Source organism: Streptomyces sp. NPDC050416 (genome assembly GCF_044458845.1).
Lineage (GTDB): Bacteria > Actinomycetota > Actinomycetes > Streptomycetales > Streptomycetaceae > Streptomyces.
Map to the genome: position 1 here is coordinate 140,120 of NZ_JBITII010000015.1, position 17,064 is coordinate 157,183.

Sequence of the window (17,064 nt, forward strand, 5' to 3'; positions counted from 1 at the left end):
CGGTGGATGCCCAGCGCCGCTCAGCTGGGCGGCGACGGTGCCGGACACCCACGCCCGCCCTGCGGAAGCGGGCTGAAGCGCACCGCACGGTGGTGCGGTGCCAGCAGAGCGTGATCGTGGGATGTAAAGCCGTCCTCCCCAAGCTCCCTTCCGTGGAAACCTAACCGCGGGAGAAAATCTCGTATTCCGCATCGGGCCCAGCGCCCTCACCCGCCTTACCTCCGACTTATGGCCGAAAAGGGCAGGATGGAGGGCAACACCAACAGACCGTCGAAGACCCCTGCCCGGCTGCGCCTGTGCGGCGCTACGCGGGTGGACATGAGGAAGGACCAGGGACGTGCGCGTACTCGTCGTCGAGGACGAGCAACTGCTCGCCGATGCGGTGGCCACCGGGCTGCGCCGGGAGGCCATGGCCGTCGACGTCGTGTACGACGGCGCGGCCGCCCTCGAGCGCATCGGCGTCAACGACTACGACGTGGTCGTCCTCGACCGTGACCTCCCGCTCGTGCACGGCGACGACGTCTGCCGCAAGATCGTCGAGCTCGGCATGCCCACGCGCGTGCTGATGCTCACGGCCTCCGGTGACGTCAGCGACCGGGTGGAGGGCCTGGAGATCGGCGCGGACGACTATCTGCCCAAGCCGTTCGCGTTCAGTGAGCTCATCGCGCGTGTGCGGGCCCTCGGCCGGCGCACCAGCGTGCCCCTGCCGCCGGTCCTGGAGCGCTCCGGCATCAAGCTCGACCCCAACCGCCGCGAGGTCTTCCGCGACGGCAAGGAGGTCCAGCTCGCGCCCAAGGAGTTCGCCGTCCTCGAGGTGCTGATGCGCAGCGAGGGCGCCGTCGTCTCGGCGGAGCAGCTGCTGGAGAAGGCCTGGGACGAGAACACCGACCCGTTCACCAACGTCGTCCGTGTGACGGTCATGACCCTGCGCCGCAAGCTCGGCGAGCCGCCCGTCATCGTCACCGTCCCCGGCTCCGGCTACCGGATCTAGCCCGTGGCAGCGACTCCCGCGCCTCCCCAGGCGCCTCCGAAGCCCACCTGGGACCCCCGGCGGCCCGCGCCGCCGCTCCCCTGGCTGCGTCCGACCATCCGCATAAGGCTCACGCTGCTCTACGGCGGCATGTTCCTGATCGCCGGCATCCTGCTGCTGTCGATCATCTACCTGCTGGCCGCGCAGGCGCTGAACGTGGGCAGCGAGCTGCCGTTCAAGATCGTCGAGGGCAAGGTCACCAGCGACATCTGCAACCTGCCGGGACAGGCCTCGCCCAGCGAGTTCAACCACGCCATGAACCAGTGTGTCAACGACCAGCGGCAGGCCGCACTGGACAACCTGCTCAGCCGCTCGCTCCTGGCCCTGCTGGGCCTGGCGGTCATCGCCTTCGCCTTCGGCTACGCGATGGCCGGCCGGGTCCTGTCGCCGCTGGGCCGGATCACCCGCACCGCGCGGGCGGTGGCGGGCTCCGACCTGTCCCGCCGGATCGAGCTGGACGGCCCGGACGACGAGCTGAAGGAGCTGGCGGACACCTTCGACGACATGCTGGAGCGGCTGCAGCGCGCCTTCACCGCCCAGCAGCGTTTCGTGGGCAACGCCTCCCACGAGCTGAGAACCCCGCTGGCGATCAACCGCACGCTCCTCGAGGTCCACCTGTCCGACCCGGGCGCACCGGTGGAACTCCAGCAGCTCGGCAAGACGCTGCTGGCCACCAACGAGCGCAGCGAGCAGCTCGTCGAGGGCCTGCTGCTGCTCGCCCGCAGCGACAACCAGATCGTCGAGCGGGGCCCGGTGGACCTCGCCGAGGTCGCCGAGCAGGCCATCGACCAGGTGCACGGCGAGGCGGAGGCCAAGGGCGTGCGCATCCGCGGCGAGCAGAAGCCCGCCGTCGTCCAGGGCAACGGCGTGCTGCTGGAGCGGATCGCCCTCAACCTGGTGCAGAACGCCGTGCGGTACAACGTGGCCGAGGGCGGCTGGGTCGAGGTCACCACCGACGTCCAGCACGGCCAGGCCGTCCTGGTCGTCTCCAACACGGGCCCGGTCGTACCGGCGTACGAGATCGACAACCTCTTCGAGCCGTTCCGACGGCTGCGCACCGAACGCACGGGCAGCGACAAGGGCGTAGGACTCGGTCTGTCGATCGTCCGGTCGGTGGCCCGGGCACATGGCGGGCACATCTACGCACAGCCGCGCGAAGGGGGTGGGCTCGTGATGCGAGTCACGCTGCCCGTCTGAGATCATGTCGCCGATCAACTCGGCGACACACGGGGATGTTCGCTTTGCGCTGAATTTTCGAGATCGCACCGCAAGTGCCCTGTGTGTGATCGATCACAGCGGCGCCTTTCCGGCCATCCACTCTCCGTGATCATGCACCCTGTCGGAAGGCCGGGAAAATCCCGGTTTTCGGGGGTCTTGATCACGGGAAGTACACGGTGAGACGCCTTTGTAGTGCGGCATTCGGACCGTGTACGGTCCCCATCGCCATCCAAGCCGATCACTCATGAGGAGTCCGGTTGGGTGTCGATTGAGTAACAGACCTTGATGTGAGGCAAAATCTCCGCCTCAGGTCGGGCACAAGTCCGGCCTCTCACGCGTTACGTGCGCTGGAGACACCGCAGACACCCAGAGGGGGAGAGCGACATGGCAACCGATTACGACACTCCACGCAAGACCGACGACGACGTTGACTCGGACAGCCTCGAAGAGCTGAAGGCTCGGAGGAACGACAAGTCGGCCTCCGCAGTGGACGTCGACGAGTTCGAGGCCGCGGAAGGCCTCGAGCTGCCCGGCGCCGATCTCTCGAACGAGGAGCTGGCAGTCCGAGTGCTCCCGAAGCAGCAGGACGAGTTCACCTGCATGAGCTGCTTCCTGGTGCACCACCGCAGCCAGCTGGCCCGGGAGAAGAACGGTCAGCCGATCTGCCGCGACTGCGACTGAGGACGGGTCGGCCGTGACTGGCTCGACCCCTCCCTGGAAGCGCCGCTTTTCCAAGCGGAAAGCGGACGAAGGGCCGATCGACGGCCCGCACGGCGCGCGTGACGACGAGCGAGGCCCAACCGGTACGGGGGCGGCCTCGCTCGAACCGGCAGCGGACCGGGGTGACCTCCCGGCGTCCGTCGACGTCCCCGCACCCGTCGCCCGGCGACGGGCGGGGGCGATCCGGGAGAGGGCCTGGGAAGGTGCTCGCAAGGGCGGCGAACGGGCCCGTGCGGGGCTCGCTCACCTCGCCGACCGGATCATCGAACTGGCTCCGCGCGTCCCCGTACGGGACCTGGCGACCCTGCGCCGGCAGTTCCCGGGCCTCGGGCCGGAAGAGCTCGCGGACAAACTCGTCGCGGGCGCGGCTAAGGCGACGGCGACGGTCGGAGCGGGCATCGGCGCCGCGGCGATGCTTCCCGTGCCGCCCGCGATGCCCACGGAACTGGCCGCCGAGGTCACCGGCGTCGCGGCGATCGAGCTGAAGCTGATCGCCGAACTCCACGAGGTCTACGGCGTACGGCCGCCCGGCAGCCTCAAGCAGCGCAGCACGGCGTATCTCGACGCCTGGTCGGGGGAGCGCGGCATCGACGCGACCAAGCCGTCGACGCTGAGCACGGCGCTGAACAGCCGCAAGAAGCGCGAGCTGCGGCAGCGGATCATGAAGCGGATGGTCCGCAGCATGCCGAACCTGGTGCCGTTCCTGGTCGGCGCCGCCGTCGGGGCGGCCATGAACCGCAGCGAGACGAGAAAGCTCGCCGCCCGGATCCGCGAGGACCTGCGCAAGATCCAGGTGCCCTGGGAGGACCTGGAGACCCTCCCCGCCCTGGAGCGTCCGGCGGACGCCCTCGAGATGGGCGAGATCACCGAAGACCCCTTGGGCCGCTTCGACGAGAGAGACGACAAGCGCGACGACGGACGCTGAGGCGGGCGACGCCGAGGTGGGACGCGCGGGCCGTCCGTCCTCAGCCTCCGGATGAAGACCCGCGCACGTGTGCTACGCCGACTTCGCCGCCGTGAGCGCCTCCGCCAGGCGCTCCGGCTCGCGCGTGGACAGGTACAGATACGGAGTCGGGTCCTCCGGGTCCGTGACCTCCACGCGCAGGGCCGTGGGGATGTAGGCGCGCAGCAGCATGAAGGCGCGCGGGTCGGCCTTGTGGGTGCGCCAGGCGCGGGTCTCCTCCGCGTCCAGGACCTCCGCCTCGCCCAGCGCCGCCACGGGGATCTTCGCCTCGCCCGCGATCAGGGAATCGCCCACCACCCGGATGCGGACCGAGCCGTACGAACTCGCCGCGACAGCCGCGACCGCCGTGCCGCCGGCCAGGCCGCCGAGCATCGGCAGCGTGCCGAACGGGAACAGGACCAGGGCCATGGAGACCCCGACCAGGAACGAGATCAGCCACCAGGACCGGGGAGCGGTCAGGCGTTCTTCGTACGGGGCGGCGGAGAGCTGCATGGAGCCAAGCTTGACACGGTGTCGGGACGGGGCCGACGCGCGGGTAAGGTCTCCGGCTGTGAGTCGTACTTCCACTGCTCTGCAGCCTCCGGCCGACGCCGTACGGCCGGTGCGGCATCCGGACGCCCCGGCGCCCGGTGAGCCCCTCGGCGCGCACTACAACCTGTGTTTCGGCTGTGGCGGCGACCAGCCGCACGGGCTGCACCTCGAGGCCCGGGCCGGCGAGGGCGTGTCGCTCACCGCCGAGTTCACGGTGCAGCCCGCCCACCAGGGCGCCCCGGGTCTCGCCCACGGCGGTGTGCTCACCTCCGCCCTGGACGAGACGCTCGGCTCGCTGAACTGGCTGTTGCGCACCATCGCCGTGACCGGACGGCTGGAGACCGACTTCCTGCTGCCCGTGCCCGTCGGCACCACGCTGTACCTGGAGGCGGAGGTGACGGCGGTGGCCGGGCGGAAGATCTACTCGACCGCCACCGGACGCGTCGGCGGCCCCGACGGGCCCGTCGCCGTGCGTGCCGACGCGCTCTTCATCGAGGTCAAGGTCGACCACTTCGTCGACCACGGCCGCCAGGAGGAGATCCAGGCGGCCATGAACGACCCGGACCAGATCCGGCGTGCCCGTGCCTTCGAGGTGAACCCGTGAGCCGTGAGACCCGTCAAGAGCTCGACGTGCTGATCCGGCGCGTCGATCCGGACGTACCGCTTCCGTCGTATGCGCGTCCCGGGGACGCGGGAGCCGATCTGCGCACCACCGAGGCGTGCCGGCTGGCGCCGGGCGAGCGGGCCGTGCTGCCCACGGGAGTGTCTGTGGCGCTGCCGGAGGGGTACGCGGCCTTCGTGCACCCCCGGTCCGGCCTGGCCGCCCGCTGCGGCGTCGCCCTGGTGAATGCCCCGGGGACGGTTGATGCCGGGTACCGTGGGGAGATCAAGCTGATCGTGGTGAATCTCGACCCGCGCGAGGACGTGCGGTTCGAGCGCTTCGACCGGATTGCCCAACTGGTCGTCCAGCAGGTCGAGAGGGTCCGCTTCCAGGAGGTGGCGGAGCTTCCCGGCTCCGCGCGGGCCGAGGGGGGCTTCGGGTCCACCGGAGGACACGCCGCGGTGGACGGGACGAGCGGCACAAGCGGTCAGGCCGCCCTGGGCGGTCAGGCGGGTGGGAATCGATACGCTTCGGTCGTATCCGACCGGGAAGGACAGTGACGTGTTCGGACGTCGCAAGAAGAGGGATGCCGCCGAGGGCGCGGCCGGCGAGGCCGAGCAGGTCGTCGACGGTGTCGACAGTGAGGCGGGCGGCGAGGGCGAGCGCCTGAGGCTCGAGCCGGCGCCGCGGCCCGACGGGCCCTGGGACAGCTCCGAGGTGCGCGACCCGGGCGAGGGCCGGGTCGACCTGGGCGGTCTGTTCGTGCCGGGCGTCGACGGCATGGAGCTGCGGGTCGAGGTCGCGGGTGACGCGATCGTCGCGGCGACGGTCGTGCTGCGGGACAGCGCCATCCAGTTGCAGGCCTTCGCCGCGCCCAAGCGCGAGGGCATCTGGGGCGAGGTGCGCGAGGAGATCGGCTCGGGCATCACCCAGCAGGGCGGCATCGTCGACGAGGTCGAGGGTCCGCTGGGCTGGGAGCTGCGGGCCCAGGTGCCGGTGCAGCTGCCGGACGGCACCGGCGGCTTCCAGGTCGTGAGGTTCGTCGGTGTGGACGGCCCCCGCTGGTTCCTGCGCGGGGTCATCTCGGGTCAGGGCGCGGTGCAGCCGCAGGCCGCCGGGCTCCTGGAGCAGATCTTCCGGGACACCGTCGTGGTCCGTGGCGAGGGCCCGATGGCGCCCCGCGACCCGATCGTCCTGAAGCTGCCCAACGACGCCCAGATGGTCCCCGAGGGCATCCAGCAGGAGGAGGGCTCCCGTTTCGCCGGCGGAATGGGCCAGCTCCAGCGCGGACCGGAGATCACCGAGGTTCGCTGAGCACCACGGAGTCAACAGGGCCGCACCCCCGGGGGTGCGGCCCTTTCTCATGCTTCTTGCGAGGAGCCTTGACGGGGTATTGGTCTGTACCTACCGTTCTCCGTCCAACGCGTCTGTTCATAAAGGCGCTTCACGTTCATGTACGAGAACGGAAGGCCCCCACGTATGCGCAGAACCGCACTCCTGGCGGCTGCGGGCGCCCTCGTCGCCGGTGCCCTCGCCCGGCCCGCCGGCGCCGCTCCCAGCGCCCCCGCCGCCTTCGTCCACCCCGGAGTCACCGTCTCCAAGGGCCAGTTGGACTTCACCCGCGCCAAGGTCAACGCGGGCGCCCAGCCCTGGAAGGGCGCCTTCGACCGGATGATGGCGAGCACGTACGCCGACCTGAACCGCACGCCCAAGCCCCGGGCGGTCGTCGAGTGCGGTTCGTACTCCAAGCCCGACAACGGCTGCACCGACGAACGCGAGGACGCGATCGCCGCTTACACCCAGGCCCTCGCCTGGTACGTCACCCGCGACGAACGGCACGCGCGCAAGGCCATCGAGCTGATGGACGCCTGGTCCGGCGTGATCCGGGACCACACCAACAGCAACGCGCCCCTCCAGACGGGCTGGGCCGGCTCCTCCTGGCCCAGGGCCGCCGAGATCATCAAGTACACGTACACCGGCACCTGGGCCCACTCCGGCCGCTTCGCCACCATGCTCCGGAACGTCTACCTCCCCGAGGTGATCAACGGCTCGAACTCCAACGGCAACTGGGAGCTGTCGATGATGGAGGCCGCCGTCGGCATCTCCGTCTTCCTGGAGGACAGGGCGTCGTACGACAAGGCCATGGCGAAGTTCCGCACGCGCACGGCCGCCTACGTCTACCTGGCCTCCGACGGCGACCTGCCGAAGACCGTGCCGAGCCAGAACCTGAACACCCGGGAGAAGATCGTCAAGTACTGGCAGGGCCAGTCGACCTTCGTCGACGGTCTCAGCCAGGAGACCTGCCGGGACTTCACGCACACCGGGTACGGCCTCTCGGCCGTCTCGCACGTCGCCGAGACCAGCCGCATCCAGGGGCAGGACCTCTACGGCACCGACGTCGGCGAGCGGCTGCGGCACGGGCTGGGCTTCCACGCCAAGTACCAGCTCGGCGCAGCCGCCCCGGACTGGCTGTGCGGCGGCTCCCTGAAGCTCGGGCTCGGGCCGGTCCCCGAGGTGGGCCACAACGCCCTGGCCAACCGTCTCGGACACGCCATGACCAACACCGAGACGCTGACCCTGCGCGGCCGCCCCGCCGGCAGCAACAACCTCTTCGTCGCCTGGGAGACCCTCACCCACGGCGACAACCCCGCGTGACCCGCTGAGCGGCCGGGCGCGTCAGGGTTTCGTCAAAGACGGCCCCGCCGACGCGCCCGGCACCGATGTGCCGCCCTTCCCGGCCGTAAGGTCGAGGCCGCGCAGGCAGCGGACCGGAAGACAATGGGGCCATGGCACGGGGCAAGCTTCGGATCCACCTCGGTGCGGCACCGGGCGTCGGCAAGACGTACCCGATGCCCTCCGGGGCGCACCGCCGTATCAAGCGGGGCACCGACTGTGTGGCCGCCCACACCGACGTCCCCGGCTCCCGCAACGCCAAGCGCTGGCGGGACGCGGAGGACCAGGTGACCTCCCTGCGCTCGGCGGACGTCGAGGAGGTGGTGCCGGTGGCGCTCGGCGGCGTGCCCGACGGCAGCGGCGGCCCGGACGTCCCGGAGACCCTCCCTATCGGCGGCGTGGATCCAGGGCTGCTGGAGCGGGCCATGGCCGACCTCGTCCCCGACGAGGCCAAGGAGCGCATCTTCGAGCCCTTCCAGCGCTACGGCGACGCCCCGCGCCCGGAAGATGACAACGTGGCGGAACACCCGGCAGAACCGGAAAGGCAGGCCTCCTCATGACCCGTGTGCTGGTGGTCGACGACGAGCCGCAGATGGTGCGCGCCCTCGTGATCAACCTCAGGGCACGCACGTACGAGGTCGACGCCGCCCACGACGGCGCCACCGCCCTCCGGCTCGCCGCCGCCCGCCACCCCGACGTGGTCGTCCTCGACCTCGGTCTGCCCGACATGGACGGCGTCGAAGTGATCAGGGGCCTGCGCGGCTGGACCCGCGTGCCGATCCTGGTGCTGTCCGCCCGGCACTCCTCCGACGAGAAGGTCCAGGCGCTGGACGCGGGCGCCGACGACTACGTCACCAAGCCCTTCGGCATGGACGAACTGCTGGCCCGGCTGCGGGCCGCCGTGCGCCGGGCCGAACCGGCCGGGGACGGTGCGGACGACGTGATCGTGGAGACCGGCGAGTTCACCGTCGACCTGGCCGCGAAGAAGGTCGGCCGCGCCGGGAAGGACGTACGGCTGACCCCCACGGAGTGGCACCTGCTGGAGGTTCTCGTCCGCAACAGAGGCCGCCTGGTCGGGCAGAAGCAGCTGCTCCAGGAGGTGTGGGGGCCGTCGTACGGGACCGAGACCAACTATCTGCGCGTGTACATGGCGCAGTTGCGGCGGAAGCTGGAGGCGGACCCCTCCCGTCCGAAGCACTTCATCACCGAGCCCGGGATGGGGTACCGGTTCGAGAAGTGAGGTCCCGGGGGTCCGCAGAGCCCCGGGACTACGTGGCTGTCAGCAGCCCCCGGTACGCTCTATACATGAGTGCTGTTCCTCGTTCGCAGAAGCCTGCGGGCCGGTTCCGGCGCATGCTCGACCGGCTCTCCTCGTCACAGGAGGACCTGGAGTCCGAGGAGCTGCGCGAGGACACCGAGACCACGGGCTGTATCAGGATCGGAGACTGCCAGGACCGGCAGATAGTGACGGTTACTGGTACCTTGCGCACGGTCACCCTGCGGCCGCGCGCCGGCGTCCCGGCCCTGGAGGCCGAGCTGTTCGACGGCTCCGCCGCGCTGGACGTGGTGTGGCTCGGCAGGCGCTCCATCGTGGGCATAGAACCGGGGCGCAAGCTGATCGCATCGGGTCGGATCTCGATGAGCCGGGGCCGCCGGGTGCTGTTCAATCCCAAGTACGAATTGAGACCCCTCGGACGGGAGTAGCCGGTGACGTCGCTCGACAAGCCGACCGAAGAGACATCTGCGGACGACGCCCGGGCGGTGACCGAGGCCGCCCTGTTCGAAGCGTTCGGCGGCGTGCGGGGCATGGTCGAGACGGTGGTGCCCGGCCTGCTGTTCGTCACCATCTACACGATCAACAAGGACCTGCACCTGTCGGCGATCGCGGCGCTGGCCGTGTCGCTGGTGCTGGTCGTGGTCCGGCTGGTGATGAAGGACACCGTCAAGCACGCCTTCAGCGGTGTCTTCGGCGTGGCCTTCGGTGTCGTCTTCGCGATGATGACCGGCAACGCCAAGGACTTCTACCTGCCCGGCATGCTCTACACGCTGGGCCTGGGACTCGCCTACATCATCACCACGCTGTGCGGTGTCCCGCTGATCGGGCTGATCCTCGGCCCGGTCTTCAAGGAGAACCTCTCCTGGCGCACGCGGAACCCCGGCCGCAAGAAGGCGTACGCGAAGGCCAGTTACGCGTGGGGCGCGATCCTGCTCGCCAAGTGCGCGATCCTCTTCCCGCTGTACTGGTGGGCCGACACCACACAGCTGGGCTGGGTCCTGGTCGCCCTGAAGATCCCGCCGTTCCTGCTCGCCGTGTGGCTGACGTGGGTCTTCCTGGCGAAGGCGCCCGCGCCGATCGACGTGTTCGCGGAGATGGAGGCGGAGGAGAAGGCCGCGGAGGAGAGGGAGCGGGGGGCTGCCGCCCGGTCGGCCGAGTAGTGCCCGGCGTCAGTGCCGGACCTGCCGGATAGTGCCCGGCGTTCGTGCCGGACCTGCTGGGGGCTCCGCCCCCAGACCGCCGGGACCTGTGCCCAGCGGCCGCCCGACGCGGTCGGTCGAGAAGTGAAGCAAGAGACAGGGGCGTCCTGAGAATCCAGGACGCCCCTTCTGCGTGCCCCCACCAGGGGCCCGCTCAGCTAGCCGCGCTGTCCCGGCGTACCGACAGCAGGTCCTCCAGCTGCTCCTCACGGGCCTGCGCGGCCACGAAGAGGAGTTCGTCGCCCGCCTCCAGGGAGTCCTCCCGGGAGGGCGTCAGGACCCGCGTGCCGCGGATGATCGTGACCAGGGACGTGTCCTCGGGCCACTCGACGTCCCCGACCTGCGTGCCGGCCAGGGCCGACTCCTCCGGCAGGGTCAGCTCGACCAGGTTGGCGTCGCCGTGGCTGAACCGGAGCAGACGGACCAGGTCGCCCACGCTCACCGCCTCCTCGACCAGGGCCGACATCAGACGCGGTGTGGAGACGGCGACGTCCACGCCCCAGGACTCGTTGAACAGCCACTCGTTCTTCGGGTTGTTCACCCGGGCGACCACCCGCGGAACGCCGTACTCCGTCTTGGCGAGGAGCGAGACGACCAGGTTCACCTTGTCGTCGCCGGTCGCGGCGATGACGACGTTGCAGCGCTGGAGCGCCGCCTCGTCCAGGGACGTGATCTCGCAGGCGTCGGCCAGCAGCCACTCGGCCTGCGGGACGCGTTCGACCGAGATGGCGGTCGGCGCCTTGTCGATCAGCAGGACCTCGTGGCCGTTCTCCAGCAGCTCGCCCGCGATCGAGCGGCCGACCGCGCCGGCACCGGCAATGGCGACCCTCATCAGTGACCGCCCTCCTCTTCGGGACCCTTGGCGAACACGGCCTCGACCTTGTCGACCTCGTCGGTGCGCATCATCACATGCACCAGGTCGCCCTCCTGCAACACCGTCTGCGAGGTGGGCAGGACCGCCTCGCCGAGCCGGGTCAGGAACGCCACGCGTACGCCCGTCTCCTCCTGGATCCGGCTGATCTTGTGGCCGACCCAGGCGGGGGAGGTGTGGACCTCGGCGAGCTGGACGCCCCCGGTGGGGTCGCGCCACAGCGGCTCGGCGCCCGAGGGGAGCAGGCGGCGCAGCATCTGGTCGGCCGTCCAGCGGACGGTCGCGACGGTGGGGATGCCCAGGCGCTGGTAGACCTCGGCGCGGCGGGGGTCGTAGATGCGGGCGGCGACGTTCTCGATGCCGAACATCTCACGGGCCACGCGCGCGGCGATGATGTTGGAGTTGTCGCCGCTGGAGACGGCGGCGAAGGCGCCGGCCTCCTCGATGCCCGCCTCGCGCAGGGTGTCCTGGTCGAAGCCGACCCCGGTGACCCGGCGGCCGCCGAAGGAGGACCCCAGGCGGCGGAAGGCGGTGGGGTCCTGGTCGACCACGGCGACCGTGTGGCCCTGTTGCTCCAGGTTCTGGGCCAAGGCGGAGCCCACCCTTCCGCAACCCATGATCACAATATGCATCGCGTCACACCGTGCTTCCTACGGGCCCTCTGACCGTCAACAATGTCCTGCTCATGTCTCTCTTTCGGCTCGCCAGGCACCAGTCGCGGCCTGAGTGCGGGCCGCCAGGCAACATCATGCCGGTGGAATCGCGTCATGATGCCTTCCGGGGGCGGTGCCGCGTTCGACTGCCCGAGTCCAACGTATCGGCAAAGTCGAGGGGGTTGCCGAGGGCCCTGCCGGGCCCCGGCGGGGAGGGAACCGACATGAGTACCGAGATCGACGTCCTCGTCCTGGGTGGCGCGGGCGTGGACACGATCGTGCACGTGCCCGAGCTGCCCGTGCCGTTCGCCGACAGTCACATGATCCGGCCCGGGATCGTGACGCGCGCGGGCCAGAGCGGGGACTTCGTCGCGCTGGCCGCGAGCGCGCTGGGGCTGCGTACGCACCACGTCGACATGCTGGGCGACGACCCCGAGGGCGAGCTGGTCCGAGCCCTGCACCGGGACCGCGGCATCGCGCTCACCGCCGTCCCCCAGCCGCTCGGCACCAAGCGCGCCGTCAACCTCGTCGGCCCCGACGGCAGAAGGCTGTCGCTGTACGACGCCACGCGCTCGGCGGAGACGGACCGGCTGCCCGAGGCCGTGCTGCGGGAGCTGGCCGCGGCCAGCCGGCACGCCCATGTCGTCATCACCCAGCCGTGCGCCCACGCGCTGCCGGTCCTGCGCGAGGCGGGCATCACGATCTCGACCGACCTGCACGACTGGGACGGCTCCGACCCCTACCACGAGACCTTCGCCCACCAGGCCGACCTGGTCTTCCTCTCCTGCACGGCACTGGCCGACCCGGAGCGGACCATGCGGCGGATCACCGAGCGGGGCCGGGCCCGGACCGTCGTCGTCACCGCCGGCGCGGAGGGCGCGTACCTGCTGGCCGACGGCGAGCTGACCCACGTACCCGCTGCCCCGCCCCCGGCACCGGTCGTCGACTCCAACGGCGCGGGCGACGCCTTCGCCGCCGCGTTCCTCCACGCCTGGCTGCAGGGCGCACCGCCCCACCACTGCGCCCTGCACGGCACGGTGGCCGGGGCATACGCCTGCACGGTCCCGTCGACCCGGACGGACAGCATCGGGCGGGAGGAACTGCTGGCCGGGGTGGCGGAACTGGAGCGGGCACCAGGCTCGTATCTCTAGGGAGTGTCCGGTCTCTAGGGAGTGTCCGGCGACACGTTCTTGCGGCGGCTGATGCTCCGCACGCTCGCCGCGGTGAGGATTCCGAGGACGAAGAGTGTGGCCGCGGCGCCGATCAGTTCTGCGGTGGGGTGCATGGGACCTCCGGGGGCGGCAACGGCCGGGAGACGGACGGGGCTTAGTCATATAGGCATGGGATCCGCGGGACCTGCTGAATCCGCAGCCGCAGCAGCCTCTGAATTCACTCGGAGAGCAGACGGAACGCCGATGAGGGGTGGCGGGTGGGCGAGCCCGCAATCGAACGCTTACGATCCACTGTTGTGTCCAAACTGACCGACGTGCCCAAACGGATCCTGATCGGGCGCGCACTGCGCAGTGACCGGCTGGGGGAAACGCTCCTGCCGAAGCGCATCGCACTACCCGTCTTCGCCTCCGACCCGCTGTCCTCCGTCGCGTACGCGCCGGGGGAGGTGCTGCTGGTCCTGTCGATCGCGGGTGTGACGGCGTACCACTTCAGTCCGTGGATCGCGGTCGCGGTCGTGGTGCTGATGTTCACCGTGGTGGCGTCGTACCGGCAGAACGTGCACGCCTACCCCAGCGGTGGCGGCGACTACGAGGTGGCGAACACCAACCTCGGCCCCCGCGCCGGCCTGACGGTCGCGAGCGCGCTGCTCGTCGACTACGTCCTCACCGTCGCCGTGTCGATCTCCTCCGGCATCGAGAACCTGGGCTCCGCGATCCCGTTCGTGGTCGAGCACAAGGTGCTCTGCGCGATCGGCGTGATCGTGCTGCTGACCCTGATGAACCTGCGCGGCGTGAAGGAGTCGGGCTCGCTGTTCGCCATCCCGACGTACGTCTTCGTCGCGGGCGTCTTCACCATGATCGCCTGGGGCGCCTTCCGCGGACTGGTCCTGGACGACACCATGCGCGCACCGACGGCGGACTACGTCATCAAACCCGAGCACCAGGGCCTGGCAGGCTTCGCCCTGGTCTTCCTGCTGCTGCGCGCCTTCTCCTCCGGCTGCGCCGCCCTCACCGGCGTCGAGGCGATCTCCAACGGCGTCCCGGCCTTCCGCAAGCCCAAGTCCAAGAACGCCGCGACCACCCTCGCCATGATGGGCCTGCTCGCCGTCACCATGTTCTGCGGCATCATCGCGCTGGCCGCCGCGACCGACGTCCGCATGGCCGAGAACCCGGCCCGCGACCTCTTCCACAACGGCGTCCCGCTCGGCGGGGACTACGTGCAGAACCCGGTGATCTCCCAGGTCGCCGAGGCCGTCTTCGGCAAGGGCAGCTTCCTGTTCATCGTGCTGGCCGCGGCCACCGCGCTGGTGCTGTTCCTCGCCGCGAACACCGCCTACAACGGCTTCCCGCTGCTCGGCTCGATCCTCGCCCAGGACCGCTACCTGCCGCGCCAGCTGCACACCCGCGGCGACCGCCTCGCCTTCTCCAACGGCATCGTGCTCCTCGCGGGCGCCGCCGGACTGCTCGTGGGCGTCTACGGCGCCGACTCCACGCGCCTGATCCAGCTGTACATCGTCGGCGTGTTCGTGTCCTTCACGCTCAGCCAGACCGGCATGGTCCGGCACTGGAACCGCCTCCTGGCCACCGAGCAGGACCAGGCCAAGCGCCGCCACATGATCCGCTCCCGGGCCATCAACGCCTTCGGCGCCTTCTTCACCGGCCTCGTGCTGGTGGTCGTCCTCGTCACCAAGTTCACGCACGGCGCGTGGGTCGCCCTGCTCGGCATGGTGATCTTCTACGCGACGATGACGGCGATCCGTAAGCATTACGACCGCGTCGCCGAGGAGATCGCCGCCCCCGAGGGCCCGAGCGACGACAGCGTACGGCCGTCCCGCATCCACTCCGTCGTCCTGATCTCCAAGATCCACCGCCCGACGCTGCGCGCCCTGGCCTACGCCAAGCTGATGCGCTCGGACAGCCTGGAGGCCCTGAGCGTCAACGTCGACCCGGCGGAGACCAAGGCGTTGCGCGAGGAGTGGGAGCGGCGCGGCATCGACGTACCGCTGAAGGTCCTGGACTCGCCCTACCGCGAGATCACGCGGCCGATCATCGAGTACGTCAAGGGACTGCGCAAGGAGTCGCCGCGGGACGCGGTGTCCGTGATCATCCCCGAGTACGTCGTCGGTCACTGGTACGAGCACCTGCTGCACAACCAGAGCGCCCTGCGGCTGAAGGGCCGGCTGCTGTTCACGCCGGGAATCATGGTGACCTCGGTGCCCTACCAGCTCCAGTCCTCCGAGGCGGCCAAGAAGCGGGCCCGCAGGCAGGCGGAGTGGAACGCGCCGGGTTCGGTGCGGCGGGGGCCGGCACAGGTGCGGTCGAAGGAGTCCAGCGAGGACAAGTCGTGAGGCGACGGCCCGTGTGACGCGACGGCTCGTGTGAAGCGGTCGGGTGGCAGCCACGTAGACTGGTGGGCTGTTGTCCGGCCGTTTCCGTTCGGCCCTTGCCCCTCACGTGTTTTGGAGTCACCCCACCATGCAGGCAGAACCGAGGAAGTCGCTGGTGGGGGAGGAGTACGAGGTCGAGATTGGCCCCGTCGCCCACGGCGGCCACTGCATCGCCCGTACGTCCGAGGGCCAGGTGCTGTTCGTCCGGCACACCCTGCCCGGTGAGCGGGTCGTGGCGCGGGTGACGGAGGGCGAGCAGGGCGCCCGGTTCCTGCGCGCGGACGCGGTGGAGGTGCTCGAGGCCTCCAAGGACCGGATCGACGTGCCCTGCCCGTTCGCCGGCCCCGGCCGCTGCGGCGGCTGCGACTGGCAGCACGCCAAGCCGGGCGCGCAGCGGCGCCTGAAGGCCGACGTCATCGCCGAGCAGCTCCAGCACCTCGCCGGTCTCACCCCGGAGGAGGCCGGCTGGGACGGCACGGTGATGCCCGCCGAGGGCGACAAGGTGCCCGCGGGCCAGGTCCCGTCCTGGCGTACCCGCGTCCAGTACGCGGTCACGGCCGACGGCCGCGCGGGCCTGCGCCGGCACCGCTCCCACGAGGTGGAGCCGATCGACCACTGCATGATCGCCGCGGAGGGGGTCAGCGAGCTGGGCATCGAGAAGCGGGTGTGGACCGGCATGGACTCCGTCGAGGCGATCGCGGCGACGGGTTCGCAGGACCGCCAGGTGATCCTCACGCCGAAGCCGGGTGCGCGCCTCCCGCTGGTCGAGCTCGACCGCCCGGTGTCGGTGCTGCGCGTGGACGAGCGCTCCGGCGGTGTCCACCGGGTCCACGGCCGTCCCTTCGTCCGCGAGCGCGCGGACGGCCGGACCTACCGCGTCGGCAACGGCGGCTTCTGGCAGGTCCACCCGCAGGCGGCGGACACCCTGGTGACGGCCGTCATGCAGGGCCTCCTGCCCCGCAAGGGCGACATGGCCCTCGACCTGTACTGCGGCGTCGGCCTCTTCGCGGGCGCCCTCGCCGACCGGGTCGGCGAGCAGGGCGCGGTCCTCGGCATCGAGTCCGGCAAGCGGGCGGTGGAGGACGCGCGGCACAACCTCGCCGACTTCGACCGCGTCCGCATCGAACAGGGCAAGGTCGAGAGCGTGCTGCCGCGCACGGGGATCACGGAAGTCGACCTGATCGTCCTGGATCCGCCGCGGGCCGGGGCGGGGCGGAAGACGGTGGAGCATCTGGCGTCGCTGGGGGCGCGGCGGATCGCGTATGTGGCTTGCGATCCGGCTGCGTTGGCCCGGGATCTGGGGTACTTCCAGGATGGGGGGTATCGGGTGCGGACGTTGCGGGCGTTCGATCTGTTTCCGATGACGTCTCACGTGGAGTGCGTGGCGATTTTGGAGCCTGCTGCAAAGGGGCTCTGACCTGCGACTTTCTTGGGTTTTCCAGATGTGGTCGGTGGTGCTCGACCTGTTTCCCGAAGTCCACTGCGTGGAGCATGTTGTAGGTTCCAGCCACGTGGCTCACCTGCGATTTCGCAGCGGGGGCGTGGGTCTGGAACGTTCTGCCTCAACTCCGTAAGAGACGGGTTCGGGAGATGTCTTGACGCTCGGTCGGCGCTGTTTCTGACGGAGCGTGAGGCGTCGTCCTGGGTGCCGGTCGGGTAGAAGCACAGCGGCGCCGCGATGGCTGCCCCGCCGGTGAGCACGGCGCACAGGCCGCCCACCGTGGTGGGCAGGTACGGACGGCGCTCATCAGCAGGCAGAGCAGGACCGC

General features: G+C 70.3%; 17 protein-coding genes and 2 pseudogenes. 16 read left to right on the plus strand and 3 right to left on the minus strand.

Going from position 1 to position 17,064, the window contains the following annotated elements; translation table 11 throughout:
* The first annotated feature begins 337 nt into the window (after window positions 1-337).
* The 4 genes from ACIBL4_RS36005 to ACIBL4_RS36020 all read left to right on the plus strand — a co-directional run bounded on the left by ACIBL4_RS36005 (window position 338) and on the right by ACIBL4_RS36020 (window position 3,893).
* On the plus strand, window positions 338-991 hold the full coding sequence (locus tag ACIBL4_RS36005; RefSeq protein WP_016432179.1) for a response regulator transcription factor: 654 nt from the start codon (window positions 338-340) through the stop codon (window positions 989-991).
* 3 nt (window positions 992-994) lie between these two features.
* A complete protein-coding gene (locus ACIBL4_RS36010; RefSeq protein ID WP_399416013.1) occupies window positions 995-2,227 on the plus strand; it encodes a sensor histidine kinase in 1,233 nt (410 codons plus the stop codon).
* A 405-nt stretch (window positions 2,228-2,632) separates the two neighbouring features.
* On the plus strand, window positions 2,633-2,929 hold the full coding sequence (locus tag ACIBL4_RS36015) for a DUF4193 domain-containing protein (RefSeq protein ID WP_003993510.1): 297 nt from the start codon (window positions 2,633-2,635) through the stop codon (window positions 2,927-2,929).
* 13 nt (window positions 2,930-2,942) lie between these two features.
* On the plus strand, window positions 2,943-3,893 hold the full coding sequence (locus tag ACIBL4_RS36020; protein ID WP_399416015.1) for a hypothetical protein: 951 nt from the start codon (window positions 2,943-2,945) through the stop codon (window positions 3,891-3,893).
* Between the two features lie 72 nt (window positions 3,894-3,965).
* Here ACIBL4_RS36020 and ACIBL4_RS36025 read toward each other — a convergent pair whose 3' ends face one another.
* A complete protein-coding gene (locus ACIBL4_RS36025; RefSeq protein WP_399416016.1) occupies window positions 3,966-4,424 on the minus strand; it encodes a DUF3093 domain-containing protein in 459 nt (152 codons plus the stop codon).
* A gap of 58 nt (window positions 4,425-4,482) precedes the next feature.
* Here ACIBL4_RS36025 and ACIBL4_RS36030 point away from each other — a divergent pair, with 58 nt between their 5' ends.
* The 9 genes and pseudogenes from ACIBL4_RS36030 (at window position 4,483) to ACIBL4_RS36070 (ending at window position 10,173) form a co-directional block, all read left to right on the plus strand.
* Complete coding sequence (locus ACIBL4_RS36030; RefSeq protein WP_399416017.1) at window positions 4,483-5,067, plus strand: PaaI family thioesterase; 585 nt, start codon at window positions 4,483-4,485, stop codon at window positions 5,065-5,067.
* The gene (gene dut / locus ACIBL4_RS36035; protein ID WP_399416018.1) at window positions 5,064-5,624 is read left to right on the plus strand and encodes a dUTP diphosphatase; all 561 of its coding nucleotides are present in this window, start codon (window positions 5,064-5,066) and stop codon (window positions 5,622-5,624) included. The genes ACIBL4_RS36030 and dut overlap by 4 nt, the downstream gene beginning before the upstream one ends.
* A 1-nt stretch (window position 5,625) precedes the next feature.
* Window positions 5,626-6,378, plus strand: a complete 753-nt coding sequence (locus ACIBL4_RS36040) for a DUF3710 domain-containing protein (RefSeq protein WP_150483441.1) — start codon at window positions 5,626-5,628, stop codon at window positions 6,376-6,378.
* 165 nt (window positions 6,379-6,543) lie between these two features.
* Window positions 6,544-7,719: an alginate lyase family protein gene (locus ACIBL4_RS36045; RefSeq protein ID WP_399416019.1), complete on the plus strand. Its 1,176-nt coding sequence runs from the start codon at window positions 6,544-6,546 to the stop codon at window positions 7,717-7,719.
* A gap of 131 nt (window positions 7,720-7,850) precedes the next feature.
* A pseudogene (locus ACIBL4_RS36050) lies at window positions 7,851-7,952 on the plus strand (hypothetical protein); the annotation flags it as partial.
* Window positions 7,953-8,033: 81 nt separating this feature from the next.
* Window positions 8,034-8,297, plus strand: a pseudogene (locus tag ACIBL4_RS36055) (histidine kinase); the annotation flags it as partial.
* The gene (locus ACIBL4_RS36060) at window positions 8,294-8,977 is read left to right on the plus strand and encodes a response regulator (protein ID WP_399416021.1); all 684 of its coding nucleotides are present in this window, start codon (window positions 8,294-8,296) and stop codon (window positions 8,975-8,977) included. The pseudogene ACIBL4_RS36055 and the gene ACIBL4_RS36060, both read left to right, overlap by 4 nt.
* Before the next feature lie 65 nt (window positions 8,978-9,042).
* Window positions 9,043-9,441 (plus strand): OB-fold nucleic acid binding domain-containing protein, encoded by a 399-nt coding sequence (locus ACIBL4_RS36065; protein ID WP_078602751.1) that lies wholly within the window; start codon window positions 9,043-9,045, stop codon window positions 9,439-9,441.
* A 3-nt stretch (window positions 9,442-9,444) separates the two neighbouring features.
* Window positions 9,445-10,173, plus strand: a complete 729-nt coding sequence (locus tag ACIBL4_RS36070; protein ID WP_399416022.1) for a DUF3159 domain-containing protein — start codon at window positions 9,445-9,447, stop codon at window positions 10,171-10,173.
* 193 nt (window positions 10,174-10,366) lie between these two features.
* Here the strand turns inward: ACIBL4_RS36070 and ACIBL4_RS36075 are convergent, their stop codons facing one another.
* Complete coding sequence (locus tag ACIBL4_RS36075) at window positions 10,367-11,044, minus strand: TrkA family potassium uptake protein (RefSeq protein ID WP_010035052.1); 678 nt, start codon at window positions 11,042-11,044, stop codon at window positions 10,367-10,369.
* A complete protein-coding gene (locus tag ACIBL4_RS36080; protein ID WP_399416023.1) occupies window positions 11,044-11,715 on the minus strand; it encodes a potassium channel family protein in 672 nt (223 codons plus the stop codon). Before ACIBL4_RS36080 ends, ACIBL4_RS36075 begins: the two co-directional genes overlap by 1 nt.
* Window positions 11,716-11,960: 245 nt before the next feature.
* Between ACIBL4_RS36080 and ACIBL4_RS36085 the strand changes: the two genes are divergently transcribed.
* The 3 genes from ACIBL4_RS36085 to ACIBL4_RS36095 all read left to right on the plus strand — a co-directional run bounded on the left by ACIBL4_RS36085 (window position 11,961) and on the right by ACIBL4_RS36095 (window position 16,712).
* On the plus strand, window positions 11,961-12,887 hold the full coding sequence (locus tag ACIBL4_RS36085) for a PfkB family carbohydrate kinase (protein WP_399416024.1): 927 nt from the start codon (window positions 11,961-11,963) through the stop codon (window positions 12,885-12,887).
* A 317-nt stretch (window positions 12,888-13,204) separates the two neighbouring features.
* Window positions 13,205-15,256: an APC family permease gene (locus ACIBL4_RS36090; RefSeq protein WP_399416025.1), complete on the plus strand. Its 2,052-nt coding sequence runs from the start codon at window positions 13,205-13,207 to the stop codon at window positions 15,254-15,256.
* A gap of 127 nt (window positions 15,257-15,383) precedes the next feature.
* Window positions 15,384-16,712: a class I SAM-dependent RNA methyltransferase gene (locus ACIBL4_RS36095; RefSeq protein WP_399416026.1), complete on the plus strand. Its 1,329-nt coding sequence runs from the start codon at window positions 15,384-15,386 to the stop codon at window positions 16,710-16,712.
* Window positions 16,713-17,064 lie beyond the last annotated feature (352 nt).

Excerpts from the sequence above, each read along its gene's own strand:
- ACIBL4_RS36060 (WP_399416021.1), top strand. The coding sequence starts at position 8,294 with ATGACCCGTGTGCTGGTGGTCGACGACGAGCCGCAGATGGTGCGCGCC.
- ACIBL4_RS36045 (WP_399416019.1), top strand. The coding sequence starts at position 6,544 with ATGCGCAGAACCGCACTCCTGGCGGCTGCGGGCGCCCTCGTCGCCGGT.
- ACIBL4_RS36095 (WP_399416026.1), top strand. The coding sequence starts at position 15,384 with ATGCAGGCAGAACCGAGGAAGTCGCTGGTGGGGGAGGAGTACGAGGTC.
- ACIBL4_RS36025 (WP_399416016.1), bottom strand. The coding sequence starts at position 4,424 with ATGCAGCTCTCCGCCGCCCCGTACGAAGAACGCCTGACCGCTCCCCGG.
- ACIBL4_RS36075 (WP_010035052.1), bottom strand. The coding sequence starts at position 11,044 with ATGAGGGTCGCCATTGCCGGTGCCGGCGCGGTCGGCCGCTCGATCGCG.
- ACIBL4_RS36065 (WP_078602751.1), top strand. The coding sequence starts at position 9,043 with ATGAGTGCTGTTCCTCGTTCGCAGAAGCCTGCGGGCCGGTTCCGGCGC.
- ACIBL4_RS36080 (WP_399416023.1), bottom strand. The coding sequence starts at position 11,715 with ATGCATATTGTGATCATGGGTTGCGGAAGGGTGGGCTCCGCCTTGGCC.
- ACIBL4_RS36015 (WP_003993510.1), top strand. The coding sequence starts at position 2,633 with ATGGCAACCGATTACGACACTCCACGCAAGACCGACGACGACGTTGAC.
- ACIBL4_RS36085 (WP_399416024.1), top strand. The coding sequence starts at position 11,961 with ATGAGTACCGAGATCGACGTCCTCGTCCTGGGTGGCGCGGGCGTGGAC.